Source organism: Actinacidiphila glaucinigra, assembly GCF_035918135.1.
GTDB classification, from domain to species: domain Bacteria; phylum Actinomycetota; class Actinomycetes; order Streptomycetales; family Streptomycetaceae; genus Actinacidiphila; species Actinacidiphila glaucinigra.
The window spans coordinates 7,414,618-7,431,406 of record NZ_CP109144.1 but is presented as its reverse complement, the minus strand read 5'-3'; the positions used below and the strand labels follow the sequence as shown (position 1 = coordinate 7,431,406).

Genomic DNA, 16,789 nt, shown 5'->3' with positions numbered 1-16,789 from the left:
TCGGCGAGTCGGCGCTCACCGCAATGCCCGCCCGAGCCGGGCCGGCGCGGGCGAAAGGCGGGAAGGGGCGGGGGCCCGGACGCGGGTGGGGCCCGGAAGCCGTGGCTCACGGGCCCCACCCTCAGGCGTCGTACAGACGTCAGCGACCGTTGTGCGCGGGGCGCTGCGTGGCGATGACGTCGTTCGCGTACACCAGCGCGGTGCGGTGGTTGTACTGGATCGTGTACATCTTCTTGGCGCCGAAGACGACCTTGCCGTCGGCCTTGAAGTAGTCGTCGGTCAGGGCCGGCGCCGCGGTGGCGACGTAGGCCTGACCGGACGGGATGCTGTACATGTTCAGCGGTGCCTGGGTGGAGGCGCCGTAGCCGGCCGGGTACTCCGCGGCGTCCGGGTAGCTGGTCCCGTACACCTTGGCGGGCGGCGTGGCGGGCGTCACGCCGGCCTTGATGAGGGTGTAACCGCCGCGCGCCGGGATGGTGTTGGCGCCGAGCGGGTTGTGGAACCACACCTTGCTGCCGCTGAACCAGATCGCGGTCCAGGGGCCCTCCTTGCCGGCGACCACGAACTGCTGGCCGGCCTGGACGGTGTTGCCCCAGTCGTTGATCCGGTCGGTGCCGTTGCCACCGGAGTGGATCGCCTGGTCCCCGAAGAGGGGCGCGGTGTCGCTGGGGGCGGTCCGCACGAACACGGAGTTCGACGCGTGCGTCACCTTGGTGCACTCGGGGGTGGCACCGGTCGGGTCGTCGCTCGGGCAGACCTCGACGGTCTGCTGGTTCCGCTCGAACCCGGGGGCGATGGTCACCACCGAACCGATGTCACCGACCCCGTGCCTGCCCTCGGCGGGCGCACCGACGAGAGCCATGAAGTGCTCCCAGTTCCAGCCGTCGGCCGGGTCCCAGTGCATGCCGGACACGGTCGCCGACGACGGGCCGACAACGTTGTCGTGGCCGACGATGTGCTGCCGGTCCAGGGGGATGTCGAAGCGCTCGGCCAGGTACTTCACCAGCTCGGCGGTGGCCTCGTACTGCGCCTCGGTGTACCAGTCGGCGCCGTGGGCGGCGAAGCCCTCGTGCTCGATGCCGATGGAGTGCATGTTGGTGGAGTAGTTGCCCGCGTGGAAGGCGATGTCCTTGGTGGGCATCATCTGCGTCACCGCGCCGTCCGAGGACCGCATCACATAGTGCGAGGCGGTCGAGCTGCCCGGGGTCTGGAAGGTGGCGATGGCGGACTCGTACGAGCCCTCGATGTCGTGGATGACGATCGAGTCGATCCGGATCCCGTTGCCGGGCCGGCTGGAGACCTGGCCGTTGCTCGACGCCGCCGGCACAAAGGTGCAGTCCACGGTGGCCGGGCACTCGGTGTCCGCGGTCGCCGCGGCCTTCAGGCGCAGCTTCGCCAGCTGGTCCGTGGCGGGCTTGACCTGCGGCATCGCAGCCAGGGTGACCCGCTGCCCGTCCGCGGTGGTACGGCCGGCGCCCTTGGCCAGGGTGGCGAAGACACGGTTCGCGAACGCCTTGGCACCCTGCGCTTGCGAGGCCTGGCTGTACCGGGCGACCGCCCCGTACCAGTCACCGGGCTCGGCGGAGGCCGAACCGCCCGTGGCCTTCTGGTACGACGCCAGCAGCGCCGCACCGCCGCGGATGTTGGCCGCGGCATCGCCGCGCAGCTCCCGCGCGGACAGACCGGTCAGCTCCGCCGCCGCCTGCAGGGTGTGCAGCGCCGGGTCGGCGACGAACGACGCGATGTCGCTGCGGCCGACCGCTCCGGCGTCACCGCCGGACACCATCTCCTCGGTGACGTCGGTCAGGTGCATCGGGCCGAAGCCACCGCCGGCGCTGTGCCTGCCGCCGTGCCCGTCCCACGCCGACTCCTGATACGCCACGGCCAGCAGCAGCTGCTCCGGCACGTGGTACTCCTCGGCCGCCGCGGCGAAGTCACGCTGCCGGGCGGTGTCCGCCGGCGCGGCACCGGTGGCCTGCGCCGTCAGCGGCACCGCCACCGAACCCGCGACCACCAGCGCGCCGGCCGCCGCCAGCAGGCCGGGCCTGCGCCGCCTGGCATGCCGGCGGTTGGATGTTTCTGAAGTCATCAACGATCCCAAATCTTGAACGAATGGTGCCAATTCACCTGACCGCACTGCGATGTGACGCACCGTCGGTCCATGGAAGGCTCGCGGATTCTACTCACGCCACTCCCCGCGGAGCCGAGGCGCCGTCACTATCGAGCCATGCCGACCGGTTCGCCGTGGAATTCCGTGCCGGGCGTCGGCACCGGCGCTTACCGGCCCCGACGCGGCAGCCGCCGGCGCGTGGGCATCCCCACGCCGGCAGTCGGCCGGACCGACCGGACGGCGAACGGGAAAGGCACGGGGCTTCACCAGCCGAATTCCGAGAGCCCACCACAACGCCCGCCCCCGCGAAGGGAAGACGAAAGGGAAGGAAGGGCACAGGCCGCATCGGCGGAAGAATTCGGCCGGCACATCGCAGTCGCACGACGTCCCGGTGCGTCACCGCCCCGACGGTGGAAGCTCACGAAGATCCCTCTTCTTGTCCTGACGGGCGTGCACACGAGAACCGCAGACCCCGGCCAATTACGCTTGCTGCGTCAAGGAGTAGATCAGGGAAGCGATGCACTATGCAAGTAAGTGTGGGAGCATACCGATCCCAACCCGGACATTCCCCATCCCCACACGGAACATCAGTCCACCCCTTGGAATTCATCACCACCTTGACAGGTGACTTTTTGCTGTGCAAAAGTCATCACCACTTCAATGGGTGACGAGACGGTCATCGCGTCGCCGGAACAGGAGAGGCTGCGTGAGCCAGGCTGTGGAATACGACTACGTCGTGGTGGGCGCGGGAACGGCCGGCAGCGTGCTGGCCGCGCGCCTGTCCGAGGACGGCGGCGCCCGCGTCCTGCTGCTGGAGGCCGGCGGTTCCGAGGTGCCCGAGGCGATGCCGCTTCCCCCCGCGTGGCCCCGGTTGCTGGGCACGTCGTCGGACTGGGGCGACCGCACGACCGGGCAGGCACCCACCGGGACGCCCGTCGCCCTCGCGCGGGGCCGGGGTCTGGGCGGCTCGTCGGCGATCAACGCCATGGTCTTCACCCGCGGGCACCGCAGCTCCTACGACGCGTGGGCGGCCGGAGGCGCGCAAGGCTGGGACTTCGACACCCTCCTGCCGTATCTCATGCGCAGCGAGCGCGCCGAGGGCCGCGACCCCCGTACGCGCGGGCAGCACGGACCACTGACCGTGGCCCCCGCCCGAGAGCCGAACCCGGTGCTGGAAGCGTGTCTGGAAGCGGCCGCGGAGGCGGGCCACCCCAGGGCGGCCGACATCAGCTCCGGACTGGAGGAGGGTTTCGGCCGGCCGGACCTGAACATCGTCGACGGCCGGCGCCAGAGCGCCGCCGACGCCTACCTCACCCCCGCGTCCGGACGGGACGGTCTGCGCGTGGCGACCGGTGCGCTCGTCCACCGCGTCCTGCTCGACGGCGACCGCTGCACCGGGGTGGCGTACACCCTCCGGGGAGAGGAGGTCACCGCCCGCGCCACGCGCGAGGTGATCCTCGCGGCCGGCGCCATCGGCACCCCGCACCTGCTCATGCTCTCGGGCATCGGCCCCCGGCGGCACCTGCGGGAGACCGGCGTCGAGGTCGTCCACGACCTGCCCGGCGTCGGCAGCGGCCTGCAGGACCATGTGATGGCCGGCGTGGTCCACTCCGCCGCCCGCCCGGTCCCCGCCGCTCGGAACAACCACGGCGAGGCCCTGGGCCTGCTGCGCAGCACGTCCTCGGCCGATGCCCCCGATCTGCAGATCATCTTCGTCGACGTCCCCAGCCACTCGCGCGCCCTCGCGGGGCCGAGCGAGGGGTACACGATCCGCGTCTCGCTGATGCGCCCGCACAGCCGTGGCACGGTACGGCTCGCGTCGTCCTCGCCGGACACCGCCCCGGTGATCGACCCGCGGTACTACAGCGACCCGCGCGATCTGCGGGCCATGGTCGCCGGCATCCGCGCGGCCCGCGAGATCGGCCGGGCCAGGGCGCTCGACGGCTGGCGCGGCGAGGAGGTCCTGCCCGGCCCGGGCGTCGACGACGACGCGGCGATCGCCGCCTACCTCCACAAGGGGCTGGCGTCCTACTTCCACCCCGTCGGCACGTGCCGGATCGGGACCGACGAGGACGCCGTGGTCGACGCGGAGCTGAGGGTCCGCGGCATCGAGGGGCTGCGCGTCGCCGACGCCTCGGTGATGCCGTCGATCGTCTCGGGGAACACCAACGCGACGGTCTATGCCATCGCCGAGCGGGCCGCCGAGTTCGTCTCGCGGAAGGGTGCGTGATGACCGTGGCCGACCAGGAGAACCTGCCGGAGCGCGGGGCCCCCGTGGCGCGCCGCGCCATGCTCGGCATGCTCGGTGCCGGCGTCGCCGGCGTCGCCGCGGCGCCCTGGCTGCAGCGCGGCTGGGAGAACTTCCTCGGCGCCGCCTCGCAGGCCGACCCCACCGGGCTCACCGGGGTCCTGCCCAACCCGGGGGGCTTCCGCTACTACAGCGTCGTCGGCTCGGTGCCGCGCAAGGACGCGCGGACCTACCGGCTGAAGGTCAACGGTCTGGTCGACCGTCCGCGCACGTACACGCTCGACGACCTCCGCGCGCTCCCGCAGAAGCGGCTCGTGCGCGACGTGCTGTGCACCGACGGCTGGCGGGTGGCGGACACCCCCTTCGAGGGTGTCCTGCTCTCCGACCTGCTGGACGCCGCGGGGGTGCGCCCCGAGGGCAAGGCGATCCACTTCACCTGCTTCGACGGCGTCTACACCGAGAGCCTGACCCTCGACCAGGCCCGCCGCCCCGACATGCTGGTCGCGCTGAAGATGCAGGACAAGCCCGTCAGCCACGAGCACGGCGGCCCCGTCCGGCTGTACGCCGCGCCGATGTACTTCTACAAGTCGGCCAAGTGGCTGTCCGGAATCACCGTGACCGACGAGGTCATCCCCGGCTACTGGGAGGAGTACGGCTATGACGTCGACGGCTGGCTCGACGGGGCCGACCGGCGTGGCGACGCGCAGGCAGCCTGAGCGCTCCGCGCGCGTGCTGCGGTTCACCCCGGCCGAGCGCTGGGTGCACCGCACCACCGGTCTGCTGATGCTGCTGTGCCTGACGACCGCGGCCTGCCTCTACCTGGGGCCGCTGGCCCAGCTCGTCGGGCGGCGCCATCTGGTCGCGACGGTCCACGAGTGGTCGGGGATCCTGCTGCCGCTGCCCCTCCTGCTCGGGCTCGTCTCGCCGGCCTTCCGCGCCGACCTGCGCAGGCTGAACCGGTTCGCCGCGTACGACAAGCGCTGGCTGCGGGCCGCGCGCAAACGCCTGACCGCGCCGGACCTGCGTCCCGCCGGCAAGTTCAACGCCGGTCAGAAGCTCTACGCGGGCTGGCTCGCCGGGGCCGTGCTGGTCATGACGGCCACCGGGCTGCTGATGTGGTTCACCGGTCTGCTTCCGGCGGTCTCCCGCACCAGCGCCATCTTCGTGCACGACGTCCTGGCCTGGGCGATCGCCCTGGTGGTGATCGGGCACATGCGCAAGGCGTTCCAGGACCCCGAGGCCCGTCTCGGGATGCGCACGGGGTACGTGTCCCTGAGCTGGGCCAGGAGGTCACACACCCACTGGCTGGCGGAGGACCGCCCGGCGACGAAGGACACACGGGAGCTCTGAACCGCTCCCGCGGCACACACGCGCACACCCGGGTGGCCGGGCCCCGCAGGACGGGGCCCGGCCACCCGGGCGCGTCGTACGGCTACTCGCCCCGCGCGGCGGACGCGGCCAGGGGAGGCGTGGCCGCCTTCTTGCGCGCGCGGTACGCCGCCGCCTTCACGCGGTTGCCGCAGGGGTCCATGGCGCACCACTCGCGGCGGCTGCCGTGCGAGCGGTCGAGGTAGATCTGCGTGCACTCCGGCCTGCTGCACTCCTTGACCAGCTCCGCGTCCGGGCCGCTCAGGAGCCGTACGGCCTCGCGGGCCAGCGAGGACAACGCCTGCTGCGGTGTGGCCTCGACCCTCCGCCCCTCCCTGGTGAGCTGCGGGACGGCGGACGGCCCGCGGGCCGTCGCGTTGAGGAGCGCGAGCGCGCCGGCGTCGTAACCCTCCCTGTTCAGGGCGGACCTGACGAGCGAGAAGATCGCCTCACGGAGGGAGACCGCCCGCTCCACGTCGGACGGCTGCGAGAGCACGTCCGCGTCGACGAGCCCCGACTCGCGGAACCAGGCGTCGAGGCTCCCCGGTGTGGTGAGCATCTCCTGGGGGTCCGGGTTGCGTCGGCGCCTCAGGGTTCCCACGAAGTCCAGCACGGGCAGACCGCACTTGAACACATGCATCATGTCACCATTTTGACAGGTGACGAACAAGAGGGCAAGACCCGCGCCCGACGTCGGCACACCTTTCCCGCGGACGGCGGCCGCGCGGCGGCGACCCGACGGCTCCGGTCAGGAGGTGATCGCGGGCGCGGCGGCGAGCATGTCGAGGGAGAGCCGCCACAGGCGTGCCGCGCTCCGCGGGTCCAGGGCGTGGGCGGCCACCCCGCGGCGCAGCCCCGGCCGGTACGGGGCGGCCTCGGCGCAGTCCTCGAAGTACCGGCCGGTGACCCCCGCGACCAGGGGGGACGCCGCGAGCAGCACCGACGTGGCGGCGCCCTGCTCGACGTTCTTCACCGACACCCCGTCACTCCTGCCCGGCTCGAAGGACGCGGGGGCGTCGAGCGCCGACGCGATGTGCCGGGCGAGGTTGGTCTCGGCGATCCGGCCGGGGTTGAGGGCGTTGACGCTGACGCCGTCGCCCGCCCAGCGCGCGGCGGCCTCCACCGCGAACAGCACGTTGGCGGTCTTGGACTGGCTGTAGGCGGCCCAGGCGTCATATGGCCGGTGCTCGAAGTTGACGTCGTCGAAGAGGACGTCGCCGTTGACGTGACCCACCGAGCCGACCACGACGACGCGTGCGTCGCCGGCGGCGCGGAGCGCCGGGTGCAGGCCGGTGGTCAGCGCGAAGTGGCCGAGGTGGTTGGTGGCGAACTGCAGCTCCCACCCCTCGGGGGTGCGGGTCTCGGGGGACGCCATGACGCCCGCGTTGTCGACGAGGATGTGCAGCGGCCCTTCCCACGCGGCCACGAAGGCGGCGATCGACGCCCGGTCGGACAGGTCGAGCGGTGCCGTCAGGACCCGTTCGTTGCCGGTGGTGGCGGTGATGCCCTCGGCCGTCCGCGCGCCGGCGGCGGTGTCGCGTACGGCGAGGGTGACCTCGGCTCCCGCGGCGGCGAGGGCGCGTGCCGTCTCCACGCCGATGCCCGAGGAGCCGCCGGTGACGACGGCCCGCCGCCCGGCGAGGTCCACGCCGGCGACGACCTCCGCCGCGGTGGTCCGCGCTCCGAACGGGGTGGTGACACGTGCGTGCTCGGTCATGCTGTCCGCCTTACTGTGCGCTCCGTACCGCGGAGCGGGGAATGGGTGTCCGCTCTCCAGGCAAACACCGTTCAGCACAGGTCAGGCGGGTCGGAGCAGGCCCCGCGCAACAGGGGTCCGGTAGTACCTCCCGGGCCGGGCCCGGCGGGCGTCGCGGGGGACGCCGGTCACCCCGGCCCGGGGCGGCCGGGATCAGGCGTGGTCGCCCTGGTCGCCCTGGTCGCTCGCCACGCGCTGCAGCGCGAGGGTCAGCCCGGCGAGGTCCTGGTCGCCGAAGTGGTCGACGAGGTGGCGCCGCACGCTGGCGAGGTGCGTCGGCCACGCCTGCTCCAGGCGTTCGAGCCCGGCGTCCGTCAGCACGGCGTTCCAACCGCGGCCGTCCTCGGCGCACTTGACCCGTTCCACCCAGCCGTGCTTCTCCAGCCGGATGACGACGCGGGTCATCCCGCTGAGGGAGAGACTGCAGACGGCGGCGAGTTCGCTCATCCGCATCCCGCGCCCGGGGGTCTCCGACAGGTACATCAGCGGCGTGTACTCGGAGAGCGGCAGCCCGGCCCCCTCGACCATGTCGGCGTCGACGGCACGCGGGAGCTCCAGGAGCACCCGGCTCAGCGCGCGCACGAACGCTTCCTCACTCGCGCTGAGAGGCTGCGACTGCTGCTTCGTGGAGGCCATCACCCCACTTTAGCTCCTTGACCGGTCAATGAGACCCGATGATCGCCATTCCGGTGCGGGCATGTGCCTTTGACAGTTGTCGACCGGTCGTCTAGCTTCGAATAGGCGACCGGTCAGTTAGTTCCGGTTCGCTCACCCCCCTGGCAACGAAACACAAGGAACGGAGCGCCTCCTGTGGCCACCCCCGTCAAGCTCGCCATCGTCTACTACTCGTCGACCGGCACCATCACCGAGATCGCCAAGGAACTGCACGACGCCGCTGTCAAGGCCGGCGCCGAGGTCCGCCTGGTCAAGACCGCCGAGCTCGCCCCGCAGGCCGCCATCGACACCAACCCGGCCTGGGCCGCCCACCACGCGGCCACCGCGCACGTCCCGCACGCCACGCCCGAGGACATCGAGTGGGCCGACGCCGTCATCCTCGGCACGCCCACCCGCTTCGGCAACGTCTCGGCGCAGCTGAAGCAGTTCATCGACACGCTGGGCGGGCTGTGGGCCGAGGGCAAGCTGATCGACAAGGTCTTCAGCGGCTTCGTCTCCAGCGCCACCTCGCACGCGGGCCAGGAGGCCACGCTGCTGTCCCTCTACACCTCGATCCACCACTTCGGCGGGATCACGGTCACCCCGGGCTTCACCCAGCCGTCCAAGTTCATCGACGGCAACCCCTACGGCACCTCCCACGTGGACGGCCAGGGCAACAACCCCGTGGACGAGGTCACCCGCACCGCGGCCCGCGTCCAGGCCGAGCGGGTCGTCCGGGTCGCCGCGCAGCTCAAGGCCGCCTGACCCGTCCCGGCACCCCATCGGCAGCGGCGCCGCGCGGCCCCACCACCCCGTCACCGGGGGCCGCGCGGCGCCGCCCCCACACCCCCACCGAACCCACGAACAGGGAGATCCTGAGACATGCGCGTCGAGATCTGGACCGACATCGCCTGCCCCTGGTGCTACGTCGGCCGAGCACGCTTCGAGCGGGCCCTCGCCGGCTTCGAGCACCGGGAGAGCGTCGAGGTGCTGCACCGCTCGTTCGAGCTCAACCCGGACGCCCGGAACGGCTCGACACCGATCATCGACGCCGTGGCCGCGCAGTACGGCCGCACCCGCGAGCAGCAGGTCGCCCGGGAGGAGCACGCCGCCGCCGAGGCCGGCGCCGAGGGCCTGGGCTTCCGGATCGGCGGCCGCGTGTACGGCAACACCTTCGACGTCCACCGTCTGGCGCACCTGGCCAAGGAGCGCGGCGTCCAGCAGGAGTTCCTCGACATCGCCTTCCGGGTGAACTTCGCGGACGAGCGCTCCGTCTACGACCGGGAGACCCAGCTGGACCTGGCGGTCGAGGCGGGACTGGACCGGGCGGAGGCGGACGCCGTCCTCGCGGACCCCGACGCGTACGCCGGCGAGGTCCGGGCCGACGAGCGGCTGGCCGCGGAGCTCGGCGCCGGCGGGGTCCCGTTCTTCGTACTGGACCGGAAGTACGGCGTGACCGGGCTGCAGTCCGCCGAGATGCTGACCCGCGCCCTGGCGCAGGCGTGGGAGAACCACGCCGCGGCCCGGCCCTGACGCCCGGCCCGGGGGGGTCCGGCAGTACCCGTCTACGGCTCGTTCTCCGGTGGCGGGCGTCGTAGCGTGAAGGAGATGGACGCGCACACGACCGGGGCCGGCACCCGGAACACCGCTCTGGGGGACTTCCTGCGCTCACGCCGCGCGAGGATCTCCCCGGAGCGGGCCGGCCTGGCCCCCAAGCCGACCGCCCGGCGGGTGCCCGGGCTGCGCCGTGAGGAGATCGCCCAGCTGGCCGGCGTCAGCGTGGACTACTACGTGCGCCTGGAGCGCGGGCACCACGTCAACGCGTCCGGGACCGTCCTCGCCGCCCTCGCCCGCGCCCTGTGCCTGACCGACGACGAGCGGGACCATCTGTTCGCCCTGGCCAGGCCCGGACGTCCGGCGACCCGTCCGCCGGCGCCGCAGCGGGTGCGTCCCGCCGTGCACCGCCTCCTGGAGACGATGACCGACGTGCCCGCGGTGGTCGTGGGGCGCCGCACCGACGTCCTGGCGGCCAACCGGCTCGCCCGCGCGCTCTACACCGACTTCGACGCGCTCCCCCAGCGGGAGCGGAACATGGCCTGCTTCATCTTCCTGGACGAGGCCGCCCGCACCCTCTACGACGACTGGGAGGGCGTGGCGCGCACCTCCGTCGCCGCGCTCCGCCTCTACGCCGGCAAGCACCCCCACGACTCCCGGCTCGCCGAACTCGTCGGCGAACTGTCCGCTCTCGACGACGACTTCCGGGCGTGGTGGGACGACCACGACATCAGGCGCCGTACGTACGGGGTCAAGCACTTCCACCATCCGGTGGTCGGTGAACTCACCCTGCAGTACGAGGCGCTGGCCGTCACCGGCGATCCGGACCAGATCCTCGGCGTCTACACCGCGGAGCCCGCGACCGCCTCCGAGCGGGCCCTGCGGAAGCTCGCCGAGTGGGCCGAGGCCACCGGCCCCACCGGCCGGACCATCTGACTTTCACACTTGAAGTCAGCTGTTAACCTGGCCCCGCAGGCCGGTCCGCGCCTGCCCCGAGGGCTGCCGCACCGCCCGGGCCGCCGACGACCGCGCGGCGCCGCCCGGGCAGCGCACGCCCGCAGCAAGGAGGCACGATGCACATCAAGGGGTCGGTCGCCCTGGTGACGGGCGCGAATCGCGGCATCGGCCGCGCCTTCGCGCGCGCACTCATCACCCACGGCGCGTCCAGGGTCTACGCGGGCGTCCGGGATCCGGAGAGCCTCGTCGACCAGAGCCTGGTCGACGACTGCCTCGTCCCCCTGCGCCTGGACGTCACCCAGCCCGAGCAGATCGCCGCCGCGGCCGCCGCGGCCGGCGACGTCAGCATCGTGATCAACAACGCGGGCACGGGCGGCACCGGCACCCATCTGCTGGACGGCCCCTTCGACGGCGCGCGCCAGGCGATGGAGGTCAACTACTTCGGCACCTGGGCCGTTTCCCGCGCCTTCGCCCCGATCCTCGCCACGAACGGGGGCGGGGCGCTGGTGAACATGCTCTCGCTGGCCTCCTGGGTCGGCCAGCCGCTGATCCCCGGGTACGCGGCCTCCAAGGCGGCGGAGTGGTCGCTCACCGACGCCCTCCGGCAGGCGCTGCAGCCGCAGGGGACGCTGGTGGTGGGCGTCCACGCGAGCTTCGTGGACACCGAGCTGAGTTCCTGGACGGACGCCCCCAAGATCAGCTCGGCGACGGTGGCGGAGCTGACCATGGACGCGCTGCTCCACGACCGGCCGGAGGTCCTCGCCGACGAGGAGACCCGGCGCGCCAAGTCCGCGCTCTCCGAGCGCCCGAGCGCCACCCCCGGCTCCTGACGCGTCACGTGACATGGCACCCCGACACGGCGAAGGCCCCGGACGTCTCCGTCCGGGGCCTTCGCCGTTCACTCGGGCAGTGACCGTCCGAGCCGGTCAGCGGCCGGCGGTCTGGCCGCCGTCGACGGGAAGGGTCACACCCGTCACGAACGGCGCCCTCTCCAGGTAGAGCACCGCCTCGACGATGTCGTCGATCTCCCCCATCCGCCCCACCGGGTGCAGCCCCGCCAGCACCTCGTGGGTCTCCACCGGGTGCATCGGGGTCTTGATCGTGCCCAGCGCCACCGCGTTGGCGCGGATACCCTGCGTCGCGTACTCGGTCGCCAGCGCCCGGGTCGCCGCCTGCAGGCCGCCCTTGGTGAGCGACGCCAGCACCGACGTCACCTTCGCGTCCGCCTGGTCACCCAGGCTGCTGGATATCTGGACGACATGCCCGCCGCCCTGCTGCAGCATCCGCTCCACGGCGAGCTGCGTGATGCGGAAGAAGCCGTCCACGTTCACCCCGATCACCGCGCGGTACTCCTCCTCGGTGTACTCGGTGAACGGCTTCGCGACGAAGATCCCCGCGTTGTTGACCAGCGTGTCCACCCGGCCGAAGCGCTCCACCGCCGTGGCGATCACGCGCTCCGCGGTCTCCCGCTCTGCGATGTCCCCCCGCACCGTCACCACTCCCGGGTCCCCCGAGTCGGCGATGTTCCGGGAAGTGGCGACCACCGCGTAGCCCAGCTTCCGGTACGCCTCGACCAGCCCCGCACCGATGCCCTGCGAGGCACCCGTGACGACCGCGACCTTCTGACCCTGAACGCTCATGGTGTTCCTTACTCCGTGGGGGGATCTCTTGGGATTCCGACACTAGACGACCGGTCGTTCAAAAAGTAGACGACCGGTCGGGAATTGTCAAAGAACCCGAGCACCGGCGGACGCGACCTCGCCGGGGACCGCCTCCCCGGCACCCGCCGGGTCCATGCGGTGCGGGAACCCGACGCGCAGCACGAACGCCGCCGCGGCGGCGGCCAGGACGACGAGTGCCGCCAGGACCAGCGCCTGCCGGTAGCCGTGGCGCAGCAGGGGCTCCACGGCCAGCGGGCCGAGGATCTGGCCCACCGAGTACCCGGCCGTCAGCAGGGCGACCGCGCGCGGGAACCGCAGATGCGTCCCGGCCGCCAGGGCGACCGTGCTCACGCCGATGAAGGTGGCGCCGAAGAGGAACGCCGAGACCAGCGCCGCGGCCGGCCCCTCCACCAGGGCGGGCAGGGCGATCCCGGCGGCCTGCACGACCAGCGCGGCGAGCAGTACGTCCGGGCGCGACCACCGACGCCCCAGCCCCGCCCACAGCGCTGCGGAGGGAACGGCCGCCACCCCGGCCAGCACCCAGGCGCCGGTGCCGAGCCGGCCGGGTGAACCCTGGTCGATCGCCGCGACCAGGAAGGTGCCGGCGATGATGTAGCCGACGCCTTCCAGCGTGTACGACGCGAACAGGGCGCCGAACCAGCGGTGTGTGCGCGGCGCCGTACGCCCCCGCCCTCCGGGAGCCGGCGCGGAAGCGGGAGCCGGCGCGGAAGCGGGAGCCGGCGCGGATTCCGTCCGCATCGTCCACGCCGGCACCGAGAGCAGCGCGGCGAGGACGGCGGAGGCCCACCACGCGGCCCGCCAGTCGGCGAAGCCGCGCAGGACGAGGACGAGCAGACCGGACAGGGCGATCCCGGCGCCGACCCCGCCGAAGCCCCAGCCGGGCAGGTGCGCGGGGTGCTCGCGCAGCCGCCCGAGGAGCGCGCTGACGGCGATGACGAAGACGGTCGCGCTCACCGCGCCCGCGACCAGTCGCAGCACCAGCCACGCCGTGGTCGCACGGGTGAGCGGCATGGCGGCGAGGCTCACGACGAGCAGCAGCAGCGAACCGCGCAGGACGGCGGCGGAGCGCGTCAGCCGGGGAAGGAAGGTCCCGGCCAGCGCGCCGACGAGGTAGCCGACGTAGTTGGCGGTGGCCAGGTGCGCACCCGCCCCGGCGGTCAGGCGTGCCTGAGCGTGCATCAGGGGGAGGATCGGGGTGTAGACGAAGCGCCCGACCCCCATCGCCGCCGCCAGCGCGGCCGCGGCCCGCAGTACGTGGCCCCAGGGCGAGCCCGGGAGGCCGCCGGGTGCGACGGACGGACTCTGGATTGATTCGCTCATGACATCTTCCTCGACGGGCGGGTTCCGGGGCGGGACGGACCACGGCCCCCCACCGGACCGTGTCCGGTCGGCGGGGGGCCGTGTGGGTGCCGCGTGCGGCGGGGCGTGCGCGGTCAGGCGCCGGCGTCCGCCTTCCCCGGGTCATTGGGGTGCGACTGCACCGCGGTGACGACCGCGGACATCCACGGCCACAGCGGCAGCGTGCCGAGGACCTTCTCGTACAGCCCGGCCTCGTCGTCGGCGCGCCACAGCCCGATGCTGCGCAGTTCGCCCACCGGGCGCCACAGCCGGACGAGGTGCCCGCCGGCGGCCAGTTCCCCGGCCCGGACGGCCTCGGCCGCGCGACGCCGGTCGACCTCGGCCGGGTCGGTGCCCTCGGGAACGGTGGTGGTCAGCTCGACCAGGAACTCCTTCACGGTGTTGCCTCTCCTGGAACATGGAAAACAGCAGGAACGTTCTGCGGGCGGGGGACAGCCGCCCGGGCCGGTGACGTGGTGCCGGTCCTGCGTACCCCCACCCTGCGCCCGCGGGCCGGGGCGGCGCCACGACCGGTTGCCTCCCTGCTGGGAGGCGCAACCTCGCAACGGGCCCCGCCCGCACGGCGGGTGACGTCCGGTCTCAGTGGTCGGTGACGATCCGGGAGACGTGGTAGGCGCGGATCAGCCAGCCGTCGCCCTCGCGCCGCAGGACCAGCGAGAGGTGCACGGGGGCCGTCCAGCCCTCCGCGCCCCGGAAGACGACGTCGGCGAAGCCGCCCGCCACATCGTCGCCGATACGGTAGCCCTGGATCTTCCCCACGTCCGCCCAGCGGTCCTCCGTCACGGCCTCGTAGTAGGCGCGCACCGCGTCCCGGCCCGCCGTGACCTCGGGCCCGAAGCCCTGGAACAGGGCATCGGCGGTGAACAACGCGGCCATCTCGTCCGGCCGGTGGCCGTCGAAGGCGGCCTTCCAGCGGGCGACCACCTCGCGCATCGGGCCGTTCGTCGTGTCCTTCGGATCAAGGCTCATGTCGGTTCTCCTCTGTGCTCAACGGTAGGAAGGGCGGCGCCCGCCCGCGTGCGGAGGGCGACCGGATCGGGGACGATCGATAGTAGTCGACCGGTCAAATAAAAATAGTTGGGCGGTCGTATACTGGCAAACACGGGCCGTCCGCTGACGCCGGCGAGAAGCCCCGGCCGGCACCGCCCGACCCCTGCCCACCCCGCGAACAAGCGTCGCCGCCCCGCAGGAGGAACACTCACATCATGGTCTCGCCACTGACCGCACTCGGGGTGGACACCCCGGTCCTCGCCGCGCCGATGGCCGGCGGTCCCACCACTCCCGCGCTGGTCACCGCGGCCGCCCGGGCCGGCGGTCTGGGTTTCGTGCCCGGCGGGTACCGCACCACCGCCGCGCTGGCCGAGCAGATCGCCGCCGTCCGGTCCGCGGGGGTGCCCTTCGGCGTCAACCTCTTCGCACCCAATCCCGTCCCGGTCGACCCCGACGCCTTCCGGCGCTACGCCCGTACCATCGCGCCCGACGCCGGGATCCACGGCATCGACACACTGGCCGCGGAGCTCGTCGAGGACGACGACCACTGGGCGGACAAGGTCGCCCTGCTGCTCTCCGACCCGGTGCCGGTGGTGAGCTTCACCTTCGGCATCCCGCAGGCCTCGGTCGTCTCGTCGCTGCGCGCCGCGGGCAGCCTGGTCGTCCAGACCGTCACCTCGGCCGCGGAGGCCCGGGCGGCCGCGGAGGCGGGCGCCGACGTGCTGGCGGTCCAGGCGTCCGCCGCGGGCGGCCACTCCGGCACCCTCACCCCGCAGCACACACCGGCGGCCGTCCCCCTGGAGAACCTGCTCGGCGAGGTGCGCGCGGCCGTACCCCTGCCGCTCGTCGCCGCCGGCGGCCTGGCGACCCCCGCAGCAGTGGCCGGTGCGCTGCGGGCCGGAGCCGACGCGGTCATGGTCGGCACCGTCCTGATGCGCGCCGACGAGGCCGGCACCTCCACTCCGCACAGGGCGGCACTGGCCGACCCGGCACGCACCGGGACGGTGGTGACCCGGGCGTTCACGGGGCGCCCTGCGAGGGCGCTGCGCAACGAGTTCACCGACCGCCACACCGGCGCGGCACCGGCCGGCTACCCGGCCCTGCACCATCTGACCGGCCCGATGCGCAGGGCGGCCGCCGCCGCCGGCGACCAGGAGCGGATCCACCTGTGGGCCGGCACCGGCCACCGTCACGCCACCGAGGAGCCCGCGGAGCGGATCCTGCGGCGGCTGGCGTCCGGGATCTGATCCCCGGCGCGTACGGGCGGGCCGCACACGCCGGCCCGCCCCCTGCGGACTGTCAGCTCAGAGCGACCCCGAGCAGGGCCTCCAGCCGCGCGATCGTCCCCTCGGGGTCCTTGGCGTGGACGCCGGCGAGCCCCAACTCGGCCGCCGGTGCGAGGTACTGCTCGGTGTCGTCCACGAACACGCAGGCCTCGGCGGGCAGACCGAGCTCCTTCAGCGCCAGTTCGAAGATGGCGGGCTCCGGCTTGCGCATCCCGTGGTGCTCGGAGATGACCACCGCGTCGTACGAACCCTCCAGGTCGTAGCCCTCGTAGAGGTTCCACGGCGCGAAGCCGACGGAGTTGGACAGGATCCCCACGCGCACCCCGGCGCGCCGGGCGGCGGCCGCGGCGTCGATCAGGGCCGTCTCGGGCCGCAGGTCGGCGAAGATCCGGCCCATGAGGTTGTCGGGCGCGACGCCGAGGCTGCGGGCCGCCGCGGCGTTCCACTCCTCCTGCGTGATCGCGCCGCGTTCGAGGTCGTGCGTGCGCCGGGTGCCCTCCTCGTCGAGGTAGAGCGCGGTGATGCAGGCACCCTCGGCCAGCCCCTCGCGCCGCTCGAAGGCGAGCACGGCGGGCAGCAGGGGCGTGGTGAGGACACCGCCGAAGTCGAGGATCAGGCCGGTGCGGTGGGACATGGCGGAACTCCAGCGGTAGCGACGAGGACGCGTGCCACCGCGATGCGGGCGCGGCAGCCGCGTGGTGGGCCGTCCGCCGGCGACGCTGCCGCACGGGGGCCCGAGGGGGCCGGCCCGCAAACGGCGGCCGCGCGGGCGGCACGCGCGGGACACGACCGGACGTCATCCTGCCACCTCCTTCCGCGGCCCGA

General features: G+C 73.1%; 17 protein-coding genes. 8 read left to right on the top strand and 9 right to left on the bottom strand.

Annotated elements, in window-relative coordinates; translation table 11 throughout:
- Window positions 1–139: 139 nt before the first annotated feature.
- Window positions 140–2,089 (bottom strand): N-acetylmuramoyl-L-alanine amidase, encoded by a 1,950-nt coding sequence (locus OIE69_RS33500; protein WP_326578148.1) that lies wholly within the window; start codon window positions 2,087–2,089, stop codon window positions 140–142.
- A gap of 739 nt (window positions 2,090–2,828) precedes the next feature.
- On the opposite strand from OIE69_RS33500, the gene OIE69_RS33495 reads away from it, so the two are divergent.
- From OIE69_RS33495 to OIE69_RS33485, 3 genes are read left to right on the top strand one after another with little or no spacing between them, the layout of a single operon-like run.
- Window positions 2,829–4,340, top strand: coding sequence for a GMC family oxidoreductase (locus OIE69_RS33495; protein ID WP_455550604.1), 1,512 nt, complete (start codon window positions 2,829–2,831; stop codon window positions 4,338–4,340).
- Window positions 4,340–5,074 (top strand): molybdopterin-dependent oxidoreductase, encoded by a 735-nt coding sequence (locus tag OIE69_RS33490; RefSeq protein WP_326578144.1) that lies wholly within the window; start codon window positions 4,340–4,342, stop codon window positions 5,072–5,074. The genes OIE69_RS33495 and OIE69_RS33490 overlap by 1 nt, the downstream gene beginning before the upstream one ends.
- Complete coding sequence (locus OIE69_RS33485) at window positions 5,016–5,708, top strand: cytochrome b/b6 domain-containing protein (RefSeq protein ID WP_326578143.1); 693 nt, start codon at window positions 5,016–5,018, stop codon at window positions 5,706–5,708. Before OIE69_RS33490 ends, OIE69_RS33485 begins: the two co-directional genes overlap by 59 nt.
- A gap of 82 nt (window positions 5,709–5,790) precedes the next feature.
- Here the strand turns inward: OIE69_RS33485 and OIE69_RS33480 are convergent, their stop codons facing one another.
- From OIE69_RS33480 to OIE69_RS33470, 3 genes are all read right to left on the bottom strand, one after another.
- Complete coding sequence (locus tag OIE69_RS33480; protein ID WP_326581493.1) at window positions 5,791–6,366, bottom strand: CGNR zinc finger domain-containing protein; 576 nt, start codon at window positions 6,364–6,366, stop codon at window positions 5,791–5,793.
- A 108-nt stretch (window positions 6,367–6,474) separates the two neighbouring features.
- The gene (locus tag OIE69_RS33475; protein WP_326578141.1) at window positions 6,475–7,443 is read right to left on the bottom strand and encodes an SDR family NAD(P)-dependent oxidoreductase; all 969 of its coding nucleotides are present in this window, start codon (window positions 7,441–7,443) and stop codon (window positions 6,475–6,477) included.
- Window positions 7,444–7,635: 192 nt separating this feature from the next.
- Window positions 7,636–8,118 carry a MarR family winged helix-turn-helix transcriptional regulator gene (locus OIE69_RS33470; protein ID WP_326578139.1) on the bottom strand — a complete coding sequence of 161 codons (483 nt, stop codon included), beginning with the start codon at window positions 8,116–8,118 and terminating at the stop codon, window positions 7,636–7,638.
- 174 nt (window positions 8,119–8,292) lie between these two features.
- Between OIE69_RS33470 and wrbA the strand changes: the two genes are divergently transcribed.
- The 4 genes from wrbA (at window position 8,293) to OIE69_RS33450 (ending at window position 11,477) form a co-directional block, all read left to right on the top strand.
- Window positions 8,293–8,901, top strand: coding sequence for an NAD(P)H:quinone oxidoreductase (gene wrbA / locus OIE69_RS33465; protein WP_326578137.1), 609 nt, complete (start codon window positions 8,293–8,295; stop codon window positions 8,899–8,901).
- A gap of 117 nt (window positions 8,902–9,018) precedes the next feature.
- Entirely contained in the window at window positions 9,019–9,669 is a 651-nt protein-coding gene (locus tag OIE69_RS33460) for a DsbA family oxidoreductase (RefSeq protein WP_326578135.1), read from the top strand.
- A 75-nt stretch (window positions 9,670–9,744) separates the two neighbouring features.
- A complete protein-coding gene (locus OIE69_RS33455; RefSeq protein ID WP_326578133.1) occupies window positions 9,745–10,626 on the top strand; it encodes a helix-turn-helix transcriptional regulator in 882 nt (293 codons plus the stop codon).
- Window positions 10,627–10,763: 137 nt separating this feature from the next.
- The gene (locus OIE69_RS33450) at window positions 10,764–11,477 is read left to right on the top strand and encodes an SDR family oxidoreductase (protein ID WP_326578131.1); all 714 of its coding nucleotides are present in this window, start codon (window positions 10,764–10,766) and stop codon (window positions 11,475–11,477) included.
- A gap of 96 nt (window positions 11,478–11,573) precedes the next feature.
- On the opposite strand, the gene OIE69_RS33445 is transcribed toward OIE69_RS33450, so the two are convergent.
- The 4 genes from OIE69_RS33445 to OIE69_RS33430 form a co-directional block, all read right to left on the bottom strand.
- Window positions 11,574–12,287, bottom strand: coding sequence for an SDR family NAD(P)-dependent oxidoreductase (locus tag OIE69_RS33445; protein ID WP_326578129.1), 714 nt, complete (start codon window positions 12,285–12,287; stop codon window positions 11,574–11,576).
- An 87-nt stretch (window positions 12,288–12,374) separates the two neighbouring features.
- Entirely contained in the window at window positions 12,375–13,649 is a 1,275-nt protein-coding gene (locus OIE69_RS33440) for a YbfB/YjiJ family MFS transporter (protein ID WP_326578127.1), read from the bottom strand.
- 113 nt (window positions 13,650–13,762) lie between these two features.
- Window positions 13,763–14,065, bottom strand: coding sequence for a muconolactone Delta-isomerase family protein (locus OIE69_RS33435; RefSeq protein WP_326578125.1), 303 nt, complete (start codon window positions 14,063–14,065; stop codon window positions 13,763–13,765).
- Window positions 14,066–14,267: 202 nt separating this feature from the next.
- Window positions 14,268–14,657 (bottom strand): YybH family protein, encoded by a 390-nt coding sequence (locus tag OIE69_RS33430; protein ID WP_326578123.1) that lies wholly within the window; start codon window positions 14,655–14,657, stop codon window positions 14,268–14,270.
- Between the two features lie 236 nt (window positions 14,658–14,893).
- Between OIE69_RS33430 and OIE69_RS33425 the strand changes: the two genes are divergently transcribed.
- Complete coding sequence (locus OIE69_RS33425) at window positions 14,894–15,925, top strand: NAD(P)H-dependent flavin oxidoreductase (RefSeq protein ID WP_326578121.1); 1,032 nt, start codon at window positions 14,894–14,896, stop codon at window positions 15,923–15,925.
- A 52-nt stretch (window positions 15,926–15,977) separates the two neighbouring features.
- Here OIE69_RS33425 and OIE69_RS33420 read toward each other — a convergent pair whose 3' ends face one another.
- Window positions 15,978–16,598, bottom strand: a complete 621-nt coding sequence (locus tag OIE69_RS33420) for an HAD-IA family hydrolase (RefSeq protein ID WP_326578119.1) — start codon at window positions 16,596–16,598, stop codon at window positions 15,978–15,980.
- Window positions 16,599–16,789: the final 191 nt, after the last annotated feature.